The 17,203-nt window shown below is 70.5% G+C and carries 13 protein-coding genes; 4 read left to right on the top strand and 9 right to left on the bottom strand.

Annotation, left to right across the window (positions count from 1 at the left end):
* Nucleotides 1–576: 576 nt before the first annotated feature.
* From leuB to WME82_RS20650, 8 genes are all read right to left on the bottom strand, one after another.
* On the bottom strand, nucleotides 577–1,641 hold the full coding sequence (gene leuB, locus WME82_RS20685; protein WP_437300774.1) for a 3-isopropylmalate dehydrogenase: 1,065 nt from the start codon (nucleotides 1,639–1,641) through the stop codon (nucleotides 577–579).
* Nucleotides 1,638–3,284, bottom strand: a complete 1,647-nt coding sequence (gene cimA, locus WME82_RS20680; protein ID WP_438044222.1) for a citramalate synthase — start codon at nucleotides 3,282–3,284, stop codon at nucleotides 1,638–1,640. Before cimA ends, leuB begins: the two co-directional genes overlap by 4 nt.
* 83 nt (nucleotides 3,285–3,367) lie before the next feature.
* A complete protein-coding gene (locus tag WME82_RS20675; RefSeq protein WP_438044221.1) occupies nucleotides 3,368–5,062 on the bottom strand; it encodes a 2-isopropylmalate synthase in 1,695 nt (564 codons plus the stop codon).
* A gap of 34 nt (nucleotides 5,063–5,096) precedes the next feature.
* Complete coding sequence (gene ilvC, locus WME82_RS20670; RefSeq protein WP_012236362.1) at nucleotides 5,097–6,110, bottom strand: ketol-acid reductoisomerase; 1,014 nt, start codon at nucleotides 6,108–6,110, stop codon at nucleotides 5,097–5,099.
* Between the two features lie 105 nt (nucleotides 6,111–6,215).
* Nucleotides 6,216–6,764 (bottom strand): acetolactate synthase small subunit, encoded by a 549-nt coding sequence (gene ilvN, locus WME82_RS20665; protein WP_438044220.1) that lies wholly within the window; start codon nucleotides 6,762–6,764, stop codon nucleotides 6,216–6,218.
* A gap of 137 nt (nucleotides 6,765–6,901) precedes the next feature.
* Nucleotides 6,902–8,611, bottom strand: coding sequence for a biosynthetic-type acetolactate synthase large subunit (gene ilvB / locus WME82_RS20660; protein ID WP_437747213.1), 1,710 nt, complete (start codon nucleotides 8,609–8,611; stop codon nucleotides 6,902–6,904).
* A 93-nt stretch (nucleotides 8,612–8,704) separates the two neighbouring features.
* Nucleotides 8,705–9,157, bottom strand: coding sequence for a hypothetical protein (locus tag WME82_RS20655; protein ID WP_437747212.1), 453 nt, complete (start codon nucleotides 9,155–9,157; stop codon nucleotides 8,705–8,707).
* Nucleotides 9,158–9,263: 106 nt separating this feature from the next.
* Nucleotides 9,264–9,494 carry a hypothetical protein gene (locus WME82_RS20650; RefSeq protein ID WP_438044219.1) on the bottom strand — a complete coding sequence of 77 codons (231 nt, stop codon included), beginning with the start codon at nucleotides 9,492–9,494 and terminating at the stop codon, nucleotides 9,264–9,266.
* Between the two features lie 413 nt (nucleotides 9,495–9,907).
* On the opposite strand from WME82_RS20650, the gene WME82_RS20645 reads away from it, so the two are divergent.
* The 4 genes from WME82_RS20645 (at nucleotide 9,908) to WME82_RS20630 (ending at nucleotide 14,394) form a co-directional block, all read left to right on the top strand.
* A complete protein-coding gene (locus WME82_RS20645; RefSeq protein WP_438044218.1) occupies nucleotides 9,908–10,942 on the top strand; it encodes a hypothetical protein in 1,035 nt (344 codons plus the stop codon).
* Nucleotides 10,943–11,089: 147 nt separating this feature from the next.
* The gene (locus WME82_RS20640) at nucleotides 11,090–12,550 is read left to right on the top strand and encodes an amidase (protein ID WP_438044217.1); all 1,461 of its coding nucleotides are present in this window, start codon (nucleotides 11,090–11,092) and stop codon (nucleotides 12,548–12,550) included.
* A 37-nt stretch (nucleotides 12,551–12,587) separates the two neighbouring features.
* Entirely contained in the window at nucleotides 12,588–13,784 is a 1,197-nt protein-coding gene (locus WME82_RS20635) for a saccharopine dehydrogenase family protein (RefSeq protein ID WP_438044216.1), read from the top strand.
* 43 nt (nucleotides 13,785–13,827) lie between these two features.
* Nucleotides 13,828–14,394 (top strand): gamma-glutamylcyclotransferase, encoded by a 567-nt coding sequence (locus WME82_RS20630; RefSeq protein WP_438044215.1) that lies wholly within the window; start codon nucleotides 13,828–13,830, stop codon nucleotides 14,392–14,394.
* On the opposite strand, the gene gyrA is transcribed toward WME82_RS20630, so the two are convergent.
* Nucleotides 14,391–17,012: a DNA gyrase subunit A gene (gene gyrA / locus WME82_RS20625; protein ID WP_437873102.1), complete on the bottom strand. Its 2,622-nt coding sequence runs from the start codon at nucleotides 17,010–17,012 to the stop codon at nucleotides 14,391–14,393. The two genes, WME82_RS20630 and gyrA, sit on opposite strands and share 4 nt — an antisense overlap.
* Nucleotides 17,013–17,203 lie beyond the last annotated feature (191 nt).

The raw sequence follows: 17,203 nt of genomic DNA, 5'->3' as shown, positions 1-17,203 counted from the left end.
GCTCTGGCTGGCCAGCGCAGAGGAGCGCAGGCGCGCCGGACTGCGATGCTACGAGGACCGGGCGCGGGAAGGCCTGTCCTTATGAGGCTTCGGCAGTGGTGCCTAGAACGCGAACAGCTCGATCAACGGAGATGGATCGGATGGCGCGGAGCACCCGGGCGTCGACCGCGAGCGACCGCCGCGCGGCGAAGGATGCGTCATGAAGGCTCGCGCGATCGTGTCGTCCGCCAGGATCTCCAGCGTGAAGGCTGATGGGGGAGATCCGCGCGACTGCGTCTCCGGAGCACATGCTCCCGCGGTTCACACAGGAGATCGTCAGGGCCACCATCGGACCCGTCCACGACACATACCGTCCCGTCCTGGTCGATGGTCGGGCGCGAAGAGCGATGGATTCGAGCGAGGAGAGCGGTGGACTGGACAGCCTGGGAGCACCGCGTAGGAGCGGCCCGCGAAGGGGCCTTGTGTCCACGCGTCGATGGCCGTGCAGGGAAGAGGGCGAGAAGAGAGCGATCGCGCCGTCAATGCGCGCGGCGAGCCCCGGTGAGGGGCTCGCCCGAGGCCGCCTGGAGGGAGCGCTCAGCCCGCGAGCTTCGCGCGGACCGCCTCGCCCATCCCCTGGGTCGACAGCTTGCCGCCGAGGTCCGCCGTCCGTGCGCCGCCGGCGATGGCCTGCGCCACCGCGCGCTCGAGCACGGCCGCCTCCTTGTCGAGCCGCAGCGAGTGCCGGAGCAGCATCGCGGCGCTCAGGATCGTCCCGATCGGGTTAGCGAGCCCCTTGCCGGCAATGTCGGGCGCCGAGCCATGGATCGGCTCGTAGACCCCGCGCGTCCCATCGCCCAGCGACGCGCTCGGGCAGAGCCCCAGCGAGCCGGCGAGCACGGCGGCCTCGTCGGTCAGGATGTCGCCGAACATGTTCTCGGTAACGATGACGTCGAACGCCGCGGCCGAGGTGATGAGCCGCATCGCGCACGAGTCGACGAGCTGGTGCTCGATGCGGATCTCCGGGTGGCGGGCGGCGACCTCGGTCGCCACCGTGCGCCAGAGCCGCGACGACTCGAGGACGTTCGCCTTGTCGACGGACGTGACGAGGCGCCTGCGCGACGACGCGAGGCGGAACGCGAGCTCGACGACGCGCTGGATCTCCTCGTCCGTGTACTCGAGCGTGTCGACCGCGCGCCGGCGCCCGTTCACCTCCTCGCGGAGGCGGGGCTTGCCGAAGTAGAGCCCGCCCGTCAGCTCACGGACGACCAGGATGTCGACGTCCGCGAGCCGCTCCGCCTTGAGGGGAGAGGCCTGGATGAGCTCCGGGAACAGGCGGATCGGCCGCAGGTTGGCGTACAGGCCGAGCCCCTGGCGCAGCGCGAGCAGCCCCTGCTCGGGGCGGACGCTCGCGCTCGGGTTGTCCCACTTGGGGCCGCCGACGGCGCCGAGCAGGACGGCATCCGCCGCGCGGCACGCGTCGAGCGTCTCCTGCGTCAGCGCCGTGCCGGTCGCGTCGATGGCGCACCCGCCGATGAGGTGCTCCGAGTAGCTGAAGCTGTGGCCGAACTGGGCGGCGACAGCGTCGAGGGTGGCGCGGGTTTCGGCGACCACTTCGACGCCGATGCCGTCGCCGGGCAAAAGAACGATATTGGCCTTCATGCGACCTCGCTGGCAGGCAACGTGGATGTGTACTGCTGTGGCTCTCTCGCTGCGAGCGTGAGCCCATACTCGATCCCGTCCGCGAGCGCATGCCAGGACGCATCGATGATGTTCGTCGACGCGCCGACGGTGCTCCACTGGCGATGCGCGTCGCGGCTGTTGATGAGCACGCGCGTCGTCGCCGAGGTGCCGTCGCGCCCGTCGAGGATACGCACCTTGTAGTCGACGAGCTGGATGTCACGCACGGCCGGGAACACGGGCGCGAGCGCCTTGCGGAGCGCGCCGTCGAGCGCGTTGACGGGGCCGGACCCCTCGGCCGCCGTGATCACCACCTCGTCGTCGACCGCGATCTTGATCATCGCCTCGGCGAAGGTGCCGACTCCTTCGCGCTGGCCCGCGATGACCTTGAAGTCGAGCAGCCGGAACGGCGGCTTGTAGCCCGGCGAGCTCCGGCGGAGCAGCAGCGCGACGGACGCCTCGGCCGCCTCGAACGACGAGCCGCGCGCCTCGCGCTCCTTGATCTGCTCCAGCACCTCGACCTCGGCGCCCGTCGGCACCTCGAGCCCGAACTCCTCGGCCTTGCTGAGGAGGTTGCCGCGGCCCGACAGCTCGCTGACCACGGTCCGCATCGCGTTGCCGACGAGCGCGGGATCGATGTGCTGGTAGGACGCAGGCTCGCGCCTCATCGCCGCGACGTGCACGCCGCCCTTGTGCGCGAAGGCGCTCCGCCCGACGTAGGCCATGTGATCGTCGGGGGAGAGGTTCGCCACGTCGGCGACGTAGTGCGAGAGCTCGGTGAGCCCGCGGAGCGCCCCGTCCGGGAGCGCCCGGAGGCCGAGCTTCAGCTCCAGGTTCGGGATGATCGCGCAGAGGTTCGCGTTCCCGCAGCGCTCGCCGTAGCCGTTGATGGTGCCCTGGACGTGCCGGGCGCCTCCGCGCACGGCGGCGATCGAGTTGGCGACCGCGCACTCACCGTCGTTGTGGGCGTGGATGCCCAGCGGGTGGCCCAGCGCCGCCTTCATCTCGGCCACCACCGCCTCGATCTGCCAGGGCATCGAGCCGCCGTTCGTGTCGCAGAGCGTGACCACCTCCGCCCCGCCGCGCACGGCGGCGTGCAGCGTCTCGGTCGCGTACGATCGGTCGAGCGCGAACCCGTCGAAGAAGTGCTCGGCGTCGTAGATCACGCGGCGGCCGTGCGCGCGCAGGAAGGCGATGGTCTCCTCGATCATCCGGAGGTTCTCGTCGAGCGTCGTGCGCAGCACCGCCGTAACGTGCTGGACCGAGCTCTTGCCGAAGATCGTGCAGACGCTCGTCCCCGCTGCGAGGAGCGCGCGCAGCCCGGGGTCGTCCTCGGGGGCCAGCGAGGCCCGGCGCGTCGAGCCGAACGCGGCGATCTTCGCGTGCTTCCACTCGATGTCCTTCGCCCGCTCGAAGAACTGCGCGTCCTTCGGGTTCGAGCCAGGCCACCCGCCCTCGATGAAGGTCAGGCCGAACGCGTCGAGGTGGCGCGCGATGCTCAGCTTGTCCTCGCACGCGAGCGAGATGCCCTCGCGCTGGGTGCCGTCGCGTAGCGTTGTGTCGTAGACGTCGACGCGGTCCGAGGGGCGGGCGCCCTGCTCCGCGCCGTTATGAGGCGGATTCATAAGGTTCGACTTCCTTGTGCAGCGAGATCGGGTCGCCGAGCTCGTCGCCCCCCTGGGGGGCCTCCTGCGCTCGGCGCACGGCCCTACCTCGCGGTCTCGACGGCGGCGCCGTGGCCGCTCTGGTTGCTCTCTGACGCCGCCGCGTCGTCCTTGGGCTCGACGCCGTAGGTCGCGAGGAGCCGGTTCAGGGCGGTGAGGTACGCCTTCGCGCTGGCCACCAGGATGTCGGTGTCAGCGCCGTGGCCGTGGAAGACGCGCGCCGCGGCGTCGTGCTGCGGGTGCCGCTTGCTCGACGTCGCGTCCGCCCGGACGCGGACGCTCACCTCGCCGAGCGCGTCGATGCCTTCGGTCACCGCGTGCACCGAGAACTCGAGGAGGCTGCTCGGCACGCGGACGATCTCGTCGATCGCCCGGTAGGCGGCGTCCACCGGCCCGGTGCCGATCGCGGCGCGGACGTGCAGCGCCCCGTCCGGCCCGCGGAGGCGGACGGTGGCGGTGGGCATGCCCGTGGTCCCGCAGGCGACCTGGAGCGCGTCGAGCGTGTAGAGATCGTCGGCCTGCGCCCGCGTGGTCGAGACGATCGCCTCGATGTCGGGATCGGTGACGTGCTTCTTCTTGTCCGCGAGCGCCTTGAAGCTGGCGAACGCCGCCGCGAGCTGGGCCTCGTCGAGGTGGTAGCCGAGCTCCTCCAGCCGGTTGCGGAGCGCGTGCCTGCCCGAGTGCTTGCCGAGGACGAGCCGGGTCTGCGTCACCCCGACCATCTCTGGCCGCATGATCTCGTACGTCTCCTGGTGCTTCAGCATCCCGTCCTGGTGGATGCCGGACTCGTGCGCGAAGGCGTTGGCGCCGACGATCGCCTTGTTCGGCTGGACGTTGAAGCCCGTGGCCGCGCTGACGAGGCGGCTCACGGTGGCGATCTGGGTCGTGTCGATCCCGGTGCGCAGCCCGAAGACGGCCCGGCGCGTGGCGAGCGCCATGACGATCTCCTCGAGCGCGGTGTTGCCAGCGCGCTCGCCGATGCCGTTGATGGTCACCTCGGCCTGGCGCGCGCCCGCGCGGATGCCCTCCAGCGCGTTGGCCGTCGCGAGCCCGAGGTCGTTGTGGCAGTGGACCGAGACGATGGCGCGGTCGATCCCCGGGACGTTCTTGCGGATCCCCGCGATGAGCGCGCCGAACTCGCTCGGGATGGTGTACCCGACGGTATCCGGGATGTTGAGCGTGGTGGCCCCGGCGGCGATCGCGGCCTCGAGCACCTGGTAGAGGAACTCCGGCTCGCTCCGGCCGGCGTCCTCGGGGCTGAACTCCACGTCGGCGCACAGGTCGCGCGCGTACGCGACCATGGCCCGCACGCGGTCGAGCACCTCCGCCCGGGTCATCCGGAGCTTGTGCTTGAGGTGGATGTCGCTCGTGGCGAGGAAGGTGTGGATCCGGGGGTGCGCGGCCCGGGCGACGCCCTCCCACGCCTTGTCGATGTCGACCTTGGTGGCGCGGGCGAGGGCGCAGATGATCGGCGGGGTCGCGGCGGGGCGGCCGGGGACCGCGGCCGCGCCCACGCGCTCGGCGATCGTCTGGACGGCGAGCAGATCGTCGGGGGAAGCGGCGGGGAAGCCCGTCTCGATGACGTCGACGCCGAGCTTCGCCAGCGCGAGCGCGATCTCGAGCTTCTCCGACGATGTCATCGTCGCGCCCGGCGACTGCTCGCCGTCGCGCAGCGTCGTGTCGAAGATGCGGACGTAATCGGACGGGGGCATCGCTTGATTCGCAATCATCTCAGGCATGGTGTTCTCCGCCGCCTCCCACGAGTGGAGAGGCTCAGTCGCCGGGCTTGATGGTGACGGGATCGATGAACGGCATCATCTTGCGCAGGTTGGCGCCCACGATCTCGAGCCGCTGCTCCCGCTCCTTCGCCCGCGTCGCCTCGAACTTCGGCCGGCCCGCCTCGTTCTCCGCGATCCACTTGCGCGCGAACTCGCCGCTCTGGATTTCGGCGAGGATGCGCTTCATCTCCTCGCGCGTCTTGTCGGTGATGACCCGCGGGCCCGACACGTAGTCGCCGTGTTCGGCGGTGTCGCTGATCGAGTACCGCATGTAGTTGAGGCCGCCGCGGTACATGAGGTCGACGATGAGCTTGAGCTCGTGCAGACACTCGAAGTACGCGATCTCCGGCTGGTAGCCGGCGTTGACGAGCGTCTCGAAGCCGGCCTTCACGAGCTCGCTCGCGCCGCCGCAGAGCACCGCCTGCTCGCCGAAGAGGTCGGTCTCGGTCTCCTCCGCGAACGTCGTGAGGAGCACCCCGGCGCGCGTCGCGCCGATGCCCTTGGCGTAGGCGAGCGCCTGGGCCTCCGCCTTGCCGCTCGCGTCCTGGTGGACGGCGAGGAGGGCCGGGACGCCGCCGCCGGCCTCGAACGTCTCGCGCACCCGGTGGCCGGGGCCCTTCGGGGCGATCATCGACACGTCGACCGACGGGGGGGGCGTGATCGTGTTGAAGCGGATGTTGAACCCGTGCGCGAACATGAGCGTCTTGCCCGGGCCGAGGTGCGGCGCGATCTGCTCGTTGTAGATGCGCGCCTGCGACGTGTCGGGGGCGAGGATCATGATGACGTCGGCGGCCTTCGCGGCCTCGGACACCGTGGCCACCTGCAGCCCCGCGGCCTGCGCCTTGGGCCGGCTCTTGCTGCCCTCGGGCAGGGCGACGATCACCGTGACGCCGCTGTCGCGCAGGTTCAGCGCGTGCGCGTGCCCCTGGGAGCCATAGCCCACGATCGCGACCTTCTTGCTCTGGATGAGCGAAAGATCCGCGTCGTTATCGTAAAAAATCTTAGCCATCTCTCTCTCCTTACAACCGGGACCCGCACCTCGCGGCTCCCGTCCTTCACGTCGTTCACGTGTTGCGCGCGCTCTTTACACCGTCGCTACACCGTCGTCATACCGTCAGGAGGCGCTGTTCTCGGCGGTGCGCACGGGGATCGAGTCGAACCTGGCCTCGGCCTCCTCGGCGCCGCGGGTCATCACGATCATCCCGGTCCGCACCATCTCGATGATCCCGAACGGGCGAAGCACCTCGAGCAGGCCCTCGATCTTGTCGCCGGTCCCGGTGATCTCGATGGTCAGCGCCTCGGGGGCGACATCGACGGTGCGCGCGCGGAACACCTCGCAGAGCTGGAGCACCTGCGCCCGGCTCGTCGCGTCCGCCTTCACCTTGATGAGCGCGAGGTCACGCGCGACCGAGGCGGTGTGGGTGACGTCCCGGACCCAGAGGGTGTTGACCAGCTTGTAGAGGTTCGCCTCCAGGCGCCGCGCCCCGTCCTCGTCCGCCTCGAGGACCAGGGTCAGGCGCGAGATCCCGGCGATGTGGGTGCGCCCGACGCTCAGCGACTCGATGTTGTAGGCGCGCCGCCGGAAGAGGGACGCGACGCGGTTGAGCACGCCGGGGCGGTCTTCGACGTAGGCGATGAACGTGCGCAGGATGGGTCGATCCATGGATGCCTCTTGAAAGTCCCTCTTGTCTATGGTGCGCCCGGCTCCGGCCGCGGCGCGCTCGGGCGCGCCCCGCCCGTCCGACGGGCGCACGCTCACGCTGGAGCGCGCGCCCAGGGCGCGTGGGTCTGCTGGCGCGTTCACGGGTCCTCCCCGGTCTCCACGATGGGGCTCGGGCGCCGGATCATGTCGTTCAGGTCGGCGCCGGCGGGGACCATCGGATAGACGCTATCCTCCTGCTCCACACGGAAGTCGACGACCACGGTGCCCGGCGTGGCGCGCGCGCGCTCCACGGCCCCGGCGATCTCCTCGCGCTTCGTGACGCGGATGCCGGTCAGCCCGTGGGCCTCGGCGAGCTTCACGAAATCCGGGCTGCGCATCGGGGTCGCCGAGTAGCGCCGGTTGTAGAAGAACTCCTGCCACTGCCGCACCATGCCGAGGTAGCCGTTGTTGATGACGGCCACGTGGACCTTGAGCCCCTCCTGCGCGCAGGTCGAGAGCTCGCACGCGGTCATCTGGAAGCCGCCGTCGCCCACGACCACCCAGATCTCGTCCTCCGGCTTCGCGAAGCGCGCGCCGATCGCCGCCGGCAGGGAGAAGCCCATCGTGCCGAGCCCGCCGGAGGTGATGAGCTTCCGCGGGTAATCGTGCTTGTAGTACTGCGCTTCCCACATCTGGTGCTGGCCGACGTCGGTTACCACAAGCGCCTTGCCGTCGGTGAGCCGCCAGAGGTCGTGCATCACGTGCGCGGCGTACAATTTGTCGTTGTACGGCAATTGTTGAATGTCACGGACCGCCGAGTCGCCCTTCAACAGGTTGATGCGGTCGACCCACGGGCCGCGGTTGCGCTGCTTGCACCCGGGGATGAGCGACAGCAGCGTGTCCCGGACGTCGCCGACGAGGCCGACATCAACCTTGACATTCTTGTTGATCTCGGACCGGTCGATCTCGACGTGGATCTTCTTCGCCTTGACGGCGTAGGTCTTGAGGTTGCCGGTCACGCGGTCGTCGAAGCGCATCCCGAGCGCGATGAGGAGGTCGGCCTCCTGGATGGCGTTGTTCACCCACGCCTCGCCGTGCATCCCCATCATGCCGAGGCTGAGGGGGTGCTTCGCCGGGAAGCCGCCGAGGCCGAGCAGCGTGGAGGCGACGGGGATCCCCGTCTTCTCCACGAAGGCGAGGAGCTCGCGCGTCGCCTCGGCCCTGACGATGCCCTGACCGGCCAGGATGAGCGGCCGCTCGGCCTCGTCGATGAGGTCGATCGCCTTCTCGATGTCCGTCTGGACGGCGTGCTGCGAGGGGCGGTAGCCGGGCAAGCGGACCTCGCCCTTCGGCGGCTCGAATTCGATCGACGCCTGCTGGGCGTCCTTGGTGATGTCCACGAGCACGGGGCCTGGGCGGCCCGAGCGCGCGATGTAGAACGCCTCGCGGAGGGCGGGGGCGATGTCCTCCACGTCGGTCACGAGGTAGTTGTGCTTGGTGATGGGCAGGGTGACGCCCGTGATGTCCGTCTCCTGGAACGCGTCGGTCCCGAGCAGCTTGGAGGACACCTGCCCGGTGATACAGACGATCGGCGAGGAGTCGAGCATCGCCGTCGCGATCCCGGTGACGAGGTTCGTCGCGCCCGGCCCCGAGGTGGCGACGCACACGCCGACCTTGCCCGAGGCGCGGGCGTACCCGTCCGCCATGTGCGCTGCGCCCTGCTCGTGCCGGACGAGCACATGGCGGATCGGGTAACCGAGGATCGTGTCGTAGGCGGGCATGATCGCGCCGCCCGGATAGCCAAAGACCACGTCCACGCCTTCGCGGACGAGGACTTCCCAGATAATCTGTGCACCGGTTCGTTTCATAATTCCCGACTCCATCGAGTCACGCGGGTGAAGGTGGGGCGCATGGGGGCGCCTTGGCCGCGGGGTTCCGCCGTTTCTCAGAGGCTCAGCAACTTAGGCGATCGCGCGCTGCAGATCCTCCCGAGGGCCGTCGCCGCTGCTCTCCTCGCGGCGGATCGCGTCGAGCACCCTGCGCGCGTCGTCGAGCGACACGACGCGCGAGCTGCCCGGTGCGCTCGCCGGCTTGGCGCGCAGATCCGCGCGCTGGTCCACGTTGGAGCGCGCGGAGGGCGGGTCAGCATGGAACTCGAACGATGCCTCCGCGGCGTCGCCGTGCGGGCGCGCGCCCTTGAGGTGCGTCGAGGAGCGCTGGGGCGCGCGGACGGCGCCCCCGCTGGCTCGGGCGCGGATCTCGTCGACGAGCGCCTCGAACTCCTCTCGCACGGCGCTCGACGCGACGGGCACCCCACATCCCGCGGCGACGAGCTCGGCGAGCTCCGCGATGCGCTGGCCGACGGCCTCGATTGAGGCGTCCTCCCGATTTTTCCTCGAATGTTCCTTGCTCACCTGATCCTCCTTCGACGACGGCTGCTCTCCGTGAACCCTCAGGCCGAAAAAAACGAAAGCCCCCGGACCATCTCGGTGCGGGGGCCTATCTCCATGCTGTTTCAGCTCAGAGCGGCGGCCCGCACCCGTTCCCGACGCGAATCAGCCCGACGACGTCAACTAGGCTGATGAGCGCAGGAATGGCTAGGCCCGCTAGGAGCCCGACGGACACGCCGCCTTCGACGACGACGGACGAACGCGCCGCCGAGGACGCCAACGAAGCATGGTGCACAACCTTCTCAGCGAGGGTCCCATCGCCGGAGGCGTGGGCGCTGGCGGTGCACATCGGCTTCTGCATGGCGTAGATGCTTCTACCCTACAGAGCTGCTGCGTCGCGTCAAGTTGTTTCTTTACAGATCGCTTGTTTCTGCGGCATTTCGTGCAGTTTTTTGTTCGAGCGCGCGCACGTGAACCGCGTGATGTTCAGCACGGACCGGCGCTGTCCGGGAGCTCGGTCTGCGGTGTCTCGAACGGCGATGCACTGCGCTCGATGTGCACGGATGCGTCGCTCGAGCGCGACGCCGGGCGAGTCGAGCGAGGCGCGCCGAGCGCGTCGCGTGGAGCGCGCGCAAGCGAGGGCGCGGCCAGGAATGCTGGGGTGCCGGGGGAGAGGTGCGCAAACACCGGACGTCGGCTCATGCGCCCCCGAAGTGCAGACTGCTGTCTTGAACTGACTGCCGCCAGATCGCGCGACACACCCATGAATCCGGCATGCAAGCGCATCGCGTCGCGCAGGCGCGCCCTGCCGATCGAACGGTCTCGCCCTCGGGTCTGAAGCGCCGCCGCGTGGCCTCGCTCGGCACGGTCGGGCTCCTCGCGCTGAGCGGCGCCGCCGCAGCCCGCGCCGATCCTGCGCAGCCAGGGGATCCCACGGCGCTCGCCGGTGCACAGCCCGCGCGGCCGTCGCTTCCACCCGCGCCGCCTGCGCAGCCACCTGCTGCGCCGGAGCGGCCCGCCGCTGCGGCGCCCCGGACGCAACCGAGGGCGGCCGCCAACTTCAGCACGTTCCTCGAGCTCCGGAACGATTACTCGAGCGGCAAGAACGGCTTCTTCAACGCAGCGGTGCTCCGGGGGGACTACGCCTTCACCAGGACGTTCTCGCTGCGCGCAGACCTGCCGCTCGCGTACGCGGGCGACATCGAGGGCCAGCGCGACGTGGGGCTCGGCGACATCCTGATCCGGCCGCTCGTCCGCGTGGTGGGCACGCCGCGGTTCGCGCTGGTCCTGGGCACGGATCTCCTCCTCGACTCGGCGACGAAGCGCGCGCTCGGCGCGGGAAAGAACCAGGTGGCGCCCCTCGTCCAGGCGTACGTCCGCGTGGCGCGGCCCGCGCGGCTCGGGGCCCAGCTGCAGCACGCGGTGTCGTTCGGCGGCGACCCGGGGCGGAACGCCATCCAGAAGTCGACGATCAGGGAATTCGCGATCATCGAGCTGCCGCACGGGTTCTGGGTGAGCCCGGACCAGGCGTTCTCGATCGACCACCGCGGAGCGCACCGCGTCGTGTCGACGAGCGTGCTGGAGGTCGGCGCAGAGCTCAGCGAGCGGGTGCAGGTGTACGTCGATCCCGGCGTCCAGGTCGATGACCGGGGGGCGGTCGACTGGCTGGTCACCGGGGCGGTGCGGTGGGCCTTCCCGCAGCGAGCGCGGGCGCGCGCGGTCGCCGCCGCGCGGGTGCAGCGCGCGGGTACGGAGCAGGCCGCGGGCGCGGGGCAGGCCGCGGGCGCGGAGCAGGCCGCGGAGGAGTAGGCGGCTCGCGCCTCCGGCGTCCAAGAGGGCGCCCGGCGAGGGCCGCGCGCGTCTCGCGCCCGGGATGGGGCGAGGGCGATCGACGGACCCGGGGTGGCGGACCCTTGACCTGGGTCGTCGTCCCGAGCCTGATCTTCGGTCGCACGCATGCTGTCACGAGATCCGCTGCTCCTGCTCTCCGCGACCCGGCTCGCCGCGCTGATCCGCGAGCGCGCCGTGACGTCGGCCGAGGTCGTGGAGGCCCATATCCGGCACATCGAGCGCGTGAACCCGACGCTCAACGCGATGGTGGCGGACCGGTTCGACGCCGCCCGCGCCGAGGCGCGCGCGGCCGATGCCCTCCTCGAACAACGCGGGGCCGCGGGCGCGCCGCCGTTCCTCGGCGTCCCGTGCTCCATCAAGGAGAGCTTCGCCGTCGCCGGCATGCCGAACTCCGCGGGGCTCGTCGCACGCGCCGGCGTGCGCGCGGAGGAGGACGCCGTGACGGTCACGCGCCTGCGCGCGGCCGGGTTCATCCCGCTCGGCGTCACCAACGTGTCGGAGCTCTGCATGTGGATGGAGACGAACAACCGGCTCTACGGCCGGACGAACAACCCCTACGACCCGGCGCGCACCGCGGGCGGCAGCTCGGGCGGGGAGGCCGCGGTGGTCGGCGCGGGCGGCGCGCCGGTCGGACTCGGCTCGGACATCGGCGGATCCATCCGCATGCCCGCGTTCTTCAACGGCGTCTTCGGCCACAAGCCGACCGGCGGGCTCGTGCCGACCTCGGGCCAGTTCCCGCTGCCGGGCGAGCGAGGGCTCCGCTTCATGACGACGGGGCCGATCGCTCGGCGCGCCGAGGATCTCATGCCGGTGCTCCGCCTCCTCGCCGGCCCCGACGCGCGCGATCCGGGCTGCGCGCCGCTGCCGCTCGGTGATCCGGCCTCGGTCGATCTCGGCACGTTGACGGTGCTCTCCGTCGAGCACGACGGGGTGCGCCGGGTGAGCGCCGATCTCGTGGCCGCGCAGCGGAGGGCGGCGGAGGCGCTCGCCGCCTGCGGGGCGACGGTGATCGAGGCGAAGGTCGACCTCCTGGCGCGGGCGCTCGACATCTGGACCGCGATGGTGGGCACGTCCGGGGGCGTCACGTTCCGGGCGTTGCTCGGTGATGGCCGCCCGGTCAGCCTGCCGCGCGAGCTCGCCCGCTGGTCGGTCCGCCGCTCGCCGCACACGCTGCCGGCGCTGGGGCTCGCGTTGCTGGAGGACGTCGGCGGGCTGCTGCCGGCGCGCGTCGAGCGGGCCCTGGAGCTCGGCAAGGCGCTGCGCGCCGAGCTCGTGTCGCGCATCGGCGAGCAGGGCGTGATGCTCTACCCGTCCTATCCGAGCCCCGCGCCGCGGCACTACGCGCCGCTCCTGCCGCCCTTCCAGTGGACATACACCGCGGTGCTCAACGTCATGGAGATGCCGGCGACGCAGGTGCCGCTGGGCCTCAACGGCGAGGGGCTGCCGCTCGGCGTCCAGGTGGCGGCGATCCACGGCAACGATCATGTGACGATCGCCGTGGCGGAGCACCTGGAGCGCTCGTTCGGCGGCTGGGTGCCGCCGTCACTCTCGTGGTGCCGGCGATGACGTTCCCGCCCGCGGTCGTGGTATCAAGGCTGCCCCCATGACCAGCGACCGCGCGTACGACGTGATCGTCTTCGGAGCGACCGGCTTCACCGGTCGCCTCGTCGCCGAGTATCTCGCCACCAAGGGCAAGGACGCCTCTGCCCGCGGCGCAGAAGAGCGGCCCATCCGCTGGGCGATCGCTGGCCGGAACGCGGGGCGCCTCGCCGAGGTGAAGGCGGCGATGGAGGCGATCGATCCGGCGTGCTCCTCGCTGGGCGTCATCGAGGCGGCGTCGGACGACGCGGCGTCGCTCGAGCGCATGGCCCAGAAGGCGCGCGTCGTCATCACGACGGTCGGTCCTTACACGGCGCTCGGCGAGCCGCTCGTCGAGGCGTGCATCCGCGCGGGCACGGACTACGCGGATCTCACCGGCGAGCCCGGGTTCGTCGACCGCCTCATCGAGCGCCACCACGAGGCTGCCCGCGCGCGGGGCGTGCGGATCGTCAACTGCTGCGGCTTCGACAGCATCCCGCACGACCTCGGGGTGCTCTTCACGGTGACGAAGCTCCCCGCGGGCGAGCCGATCGTGGTGGAGGGCATCGTGCGCGCGCACGGCAGCTTCTCCGGCGGCACCTGGCAGTCGCTGCTCGAGATCATGGCGCGCCCCGGCCCAAGGAAGGGCGTCGCGCGCGGCGAGGACGCGCACGGGGCGCGCAGGGTGCGGGGGCTCAAGACGCGTATCCACTACGAGAAGGGGCTGCGCGCATGGCTCTGCCCGATGCCCAGCATCGATCCGCTCGTCGTGCTGCGGAGCGCGCGGGAGCTCGACGCCTACGGTCCCGACTTCCAGTACAGCCACAACGTGCAGGTCAAGTCCGGGCTGCAGCTCGTGATGGGGATCGCCGGCTTCGGCGCGGTCACGGCGCTGGCCAAGGTGGGACCGACGCGGGAGCTGCTCCGCAAGGTGCGGAGTCCGGGGGAGGGGCCGAGCGCGGAGGAGCGGGCGCGCAGCTGGTTCCAGGTGACCTTCCAGGGGAAGAGCGCATCCCGCAAGGTGGTGACGCGGGTGAGCGGCGGCGATCCTGGTTACTCGGAGACGGCCAAGATGGTGGCAGAGTCGGCGCTCTGCATGGCGTTCGACCGCGAGCGACTGCCGGCGCGCGCCGGGGTCATCACGCCGGTCGTCGCGATGGGGGAGCGGCTCATCGAGCGGCTTCAGGCGGCGGGGATCCGGTTCGAGCTGCTCGAGGGGTGAGCTGCGGCGGCTGACGGCCGGCGGGGTTTGGTACAATCGCCCCGTGCACCGCGAGACGTGGATCTTCGGTTACGGCTCGTTGATCTGGCGTCCTGCCTTCCGCTTCGAGCAGATGGTGCCCGGGTACATCACGGGGTGGACCCGCCGCTTCTGGCAGGGGTCTACCGATCATCGGGGCGTCCCTGGGGCGCCTGGGCGGGTGGTTACGCTCATCGCGGCCCCTGGCGCGCGCTGCTGGGGGATGGCCTATCGCGTTGCCGTGACCGAGCTCGACGAGGTGCTTCGCGCGCTGGACCACCGCGAGAAGGGCGGCTATGCGCGCCACGACGTGCCGCTCCACCTTGAGGACGGGGCGGCGGTGCGCGCGGAGATCACGGCCCGATCGGCCATCGTGTACCTGGCCACGCCGGATAATCCCGACTACCTGGGCGCTGCGCCGCTCCCCGAGATTGCCGCTCAGGTGCTTGCGTCGCACGGCCCGAGCGGCTCGAACGTCGAGTATGTCCTGCAGCTCGCCGATGCGCTCCTGGCGATGGGCGCCCACGACGAGCACGTGACCGAGTTAGCGGCCCTCGTCGGCCATCGAGCTCCGCGCGCGGTCGACGTCTAGTTGACCTCGCTGCTCCCGTTCCCGCCCGCGTGATCCGCGACCCCGTTGGTCCCGTCCACGCCCGCACCCGGCGGCGTCGACCCGCCCTCCTCGGCCTCGGCCGCGTCCGCCGCGAAGGCCTCGACGGCGACGACCCGCTCGTCCTGGCCGACGTGCATGATCCGCACGCCCTGCGCGTTGCGCCCCGTCTCGCGGATCTCGCTCGTCTTGGTGCGGATCATCTGCCCGCGATCGGTCACGATCAGCACCTCGTCGCTCGGGCTCACCATGGCGACGCCCACGACCGGCCCGTTCCGCTCGCTCGCGTCGATGAGGATGACGCCCTTGCCGCCGCGGCTCTGGAGCCGGAACTCCTCGAGCGGCGTCTGCTTGCCGTACCCGCGCTCGCACACCGCGAGCACCCGGTCGCGCCCGTCGCCGCTCACGCCGAGGCCCACAACCACGTCGCCCTCGTCGAGCTCGATGCCCTTCACGCCCATCGTCGCGCGGCCCGTCGGGCGCACCTGGTCCTCGGGGAAGCGGATGCTCATCCCGCTCCGCGTCGCGATCACGAGCTCGCGCTTGCCGTCGGTGAGCGCCGCCGTGAAGAGCTGATCACCCTCCTCGATCCGCACGCCGATGATCCCCTTGTCCCGGTAGTTCTCGTACTCGTTGAGCGCCGTCTTCTTGATCTGCCCGCGGCGGGTCAGCGTCACCACGAACGTCTCGCCGTCGAAGCTCGGCACCGGCGTGATCGCCGCGACCTTCTCCCCCGGCTCCATCCCGACGAAGTTCACGATCGCCCGGCCCTTCGCGTTCCGAGGCGCCTGCGGGATCTCGTAGACCTTCTTGACGAAGACCTTGCCCTTGTCGCTGAAGAAGAAGACGTACGAGTGCGTCGACGCCACGAAGAGCTGGCTCACCCAGTCCTCCTCGCGCGCCTCCATCCCCACCATCCCCTTGCCGCCGCGGCGCTGCGCCCGGTACGTCGAGGTCGGCGTCCGCTTCAGGTAGCCGGCGTGCGAGATGGTCACGACCATGTCCTCTTCCTGGATCAGGTCCTCCATCTGGATCTCGGCCTCGGCCGGGACGATCTCGGTGCGCCGCTTGTCGCCGAAGCGCTCCTTGATCTCCTCGAGCTCCATCACGATCACATTCATGAGCAGCCCCATGTCGGCCAGGATCGCCCGGAGCCGCTCGATGGTCTGCGACAGCTCGCCGTACTCCTTCGCGAGCTTCTCCCGCTCGAGGCCGGTCAGGCGCGACAGCCGCATCTCGAGGATCGCCTTGGCCTGCCGCTCCGACAGGAAGTAGTCGCCGCGGCCGTCGGCCTCGGCGCACTCGGGCTCCGGGCGGCCGGCGCGCCGGAGGAACTCGCCGAGCCCCCGGAGCGGCAGCTTCTGCAGGTTCTCCCGCGCGTCGTCCGGATCGCTCGAGGCCCGGATCGTCGCGACGATGCGATCGATGTCGCTCGTCGCCATCCCGAGCCCCTCGACGAGCTCGCGCTGCGCCTCGGCCTGCCGGAGCTCGAACCGACAGCGCCGCGTCACGACCTCACGCCGGTGCTCGATGAAGTGCGAGAGCGTGTCCTTCAGGCTCAGCACCGCGGGGCGCCCGTTCGCGATCGACAGGTTGATGACCCCGAACGTCGCCTGGAGGTCCGTCAGCCGGTAGAGCTGGTTGACGACCACCTGCGGGAAGATGTCCTTCTTCAGCTCGATGACGATCCGCATCCCCTCGCGGTCGCTCTCGTCGCGCACCTCGCTGATCCCCTCGATGCGTTTCTCCTTCATGCATTCGGCGATCTTCGCGACCAGCCGGGCCTTGTTCACCTGGTAGGGGATCTCGGTGAAGACGATCTGCTCGCGGTCGCCCTTCATCGTCTTCTCGACCTGGTGGCGCCCGCGCATCGTGATCGAGCCGCGGCCGGTCGTGTACGCCTGCACGATCCCGCTCTTGCCGTAGATGAGGCCGCCGGTCGGGAAATCGGGGCCCGGGACGAGGTGGAGCAGCTCCTCCAGGGTGATGTCGGGGTTGCGGATGATGGCGATCGTCGCGTCGATGATCTCGCCGAGGTTGTGCGGCGGGATGTTCGTCGCCATGCCGACGGCGATGCCGCCGGATCCGTTCACCAGGAGCTGCGGGAACTTCGCCGGCAGGACGCTCGGCTCGAGCTCCGAGTCGTCGTAGTTCGGGACGAAGTCGACCGTGTCCTTGTCGAGATCGGCGAGCAGCTCGACGGCCATCCGCGACAGGCGCGACTCCGTGTACCGCATGGCCGCGGGCGAGTCGCCGTCGACCGAGCCGTAGTTGCCCTGCCCGTCGATGAGCGGGTAGCGCAGGCTGAAGGTCTGCCCCATCCGGACGAGCGCGTCGTAGACCGCGAGATCGCCGTGCGGGTGGTACTTGCCGAGGACGTCTCCGACGACGCGCGCGCACTTCTTGTGCGAGCCGGTGGGGCCGATCTTCTGCTCGTTCATCGAGTAGAGGATCCGGCGGTGCACCGGCTTCAGGCCGTCGCGCACGTCCGGGATCGCGCGGCCGATGATCACGCTCATCGCGTAGTCGAGGTAGCTCGTCCGGAGCTCGTCCTGGATGCTGACCGGAACCTTCTGCTGGATGTTCGACGTCTCTTCCATGGGGGACCTGCACCCGAGGCGCGGGGGGCGGGCGCGGCGCGCGCTCGGCCCCCGTCGTAGATGCCCATCCCAGCGCGGCTCGAGCGTCGAGCGGAGCAGCAGAAGCGGCCCTGGCCTCGAACGACGAGGTGGAGTCCGGCCTTCGCCGCCCGCCCTATGACCCACGCTGTTCAGGGGATGCGACGGATGCG

The organism is Sorangium sp. So ce128 (assembly GCF_051525245.1).
Classification (GTDB): Bacteria; Myxococcota_A; Polyangia; order Polyangiales; family Polyangiaceae; genus Sorangium; species Sorangium cellulosum_B.
This window is presented reverse-complemented; position numbering and strand designations above follow the sequence as displayed.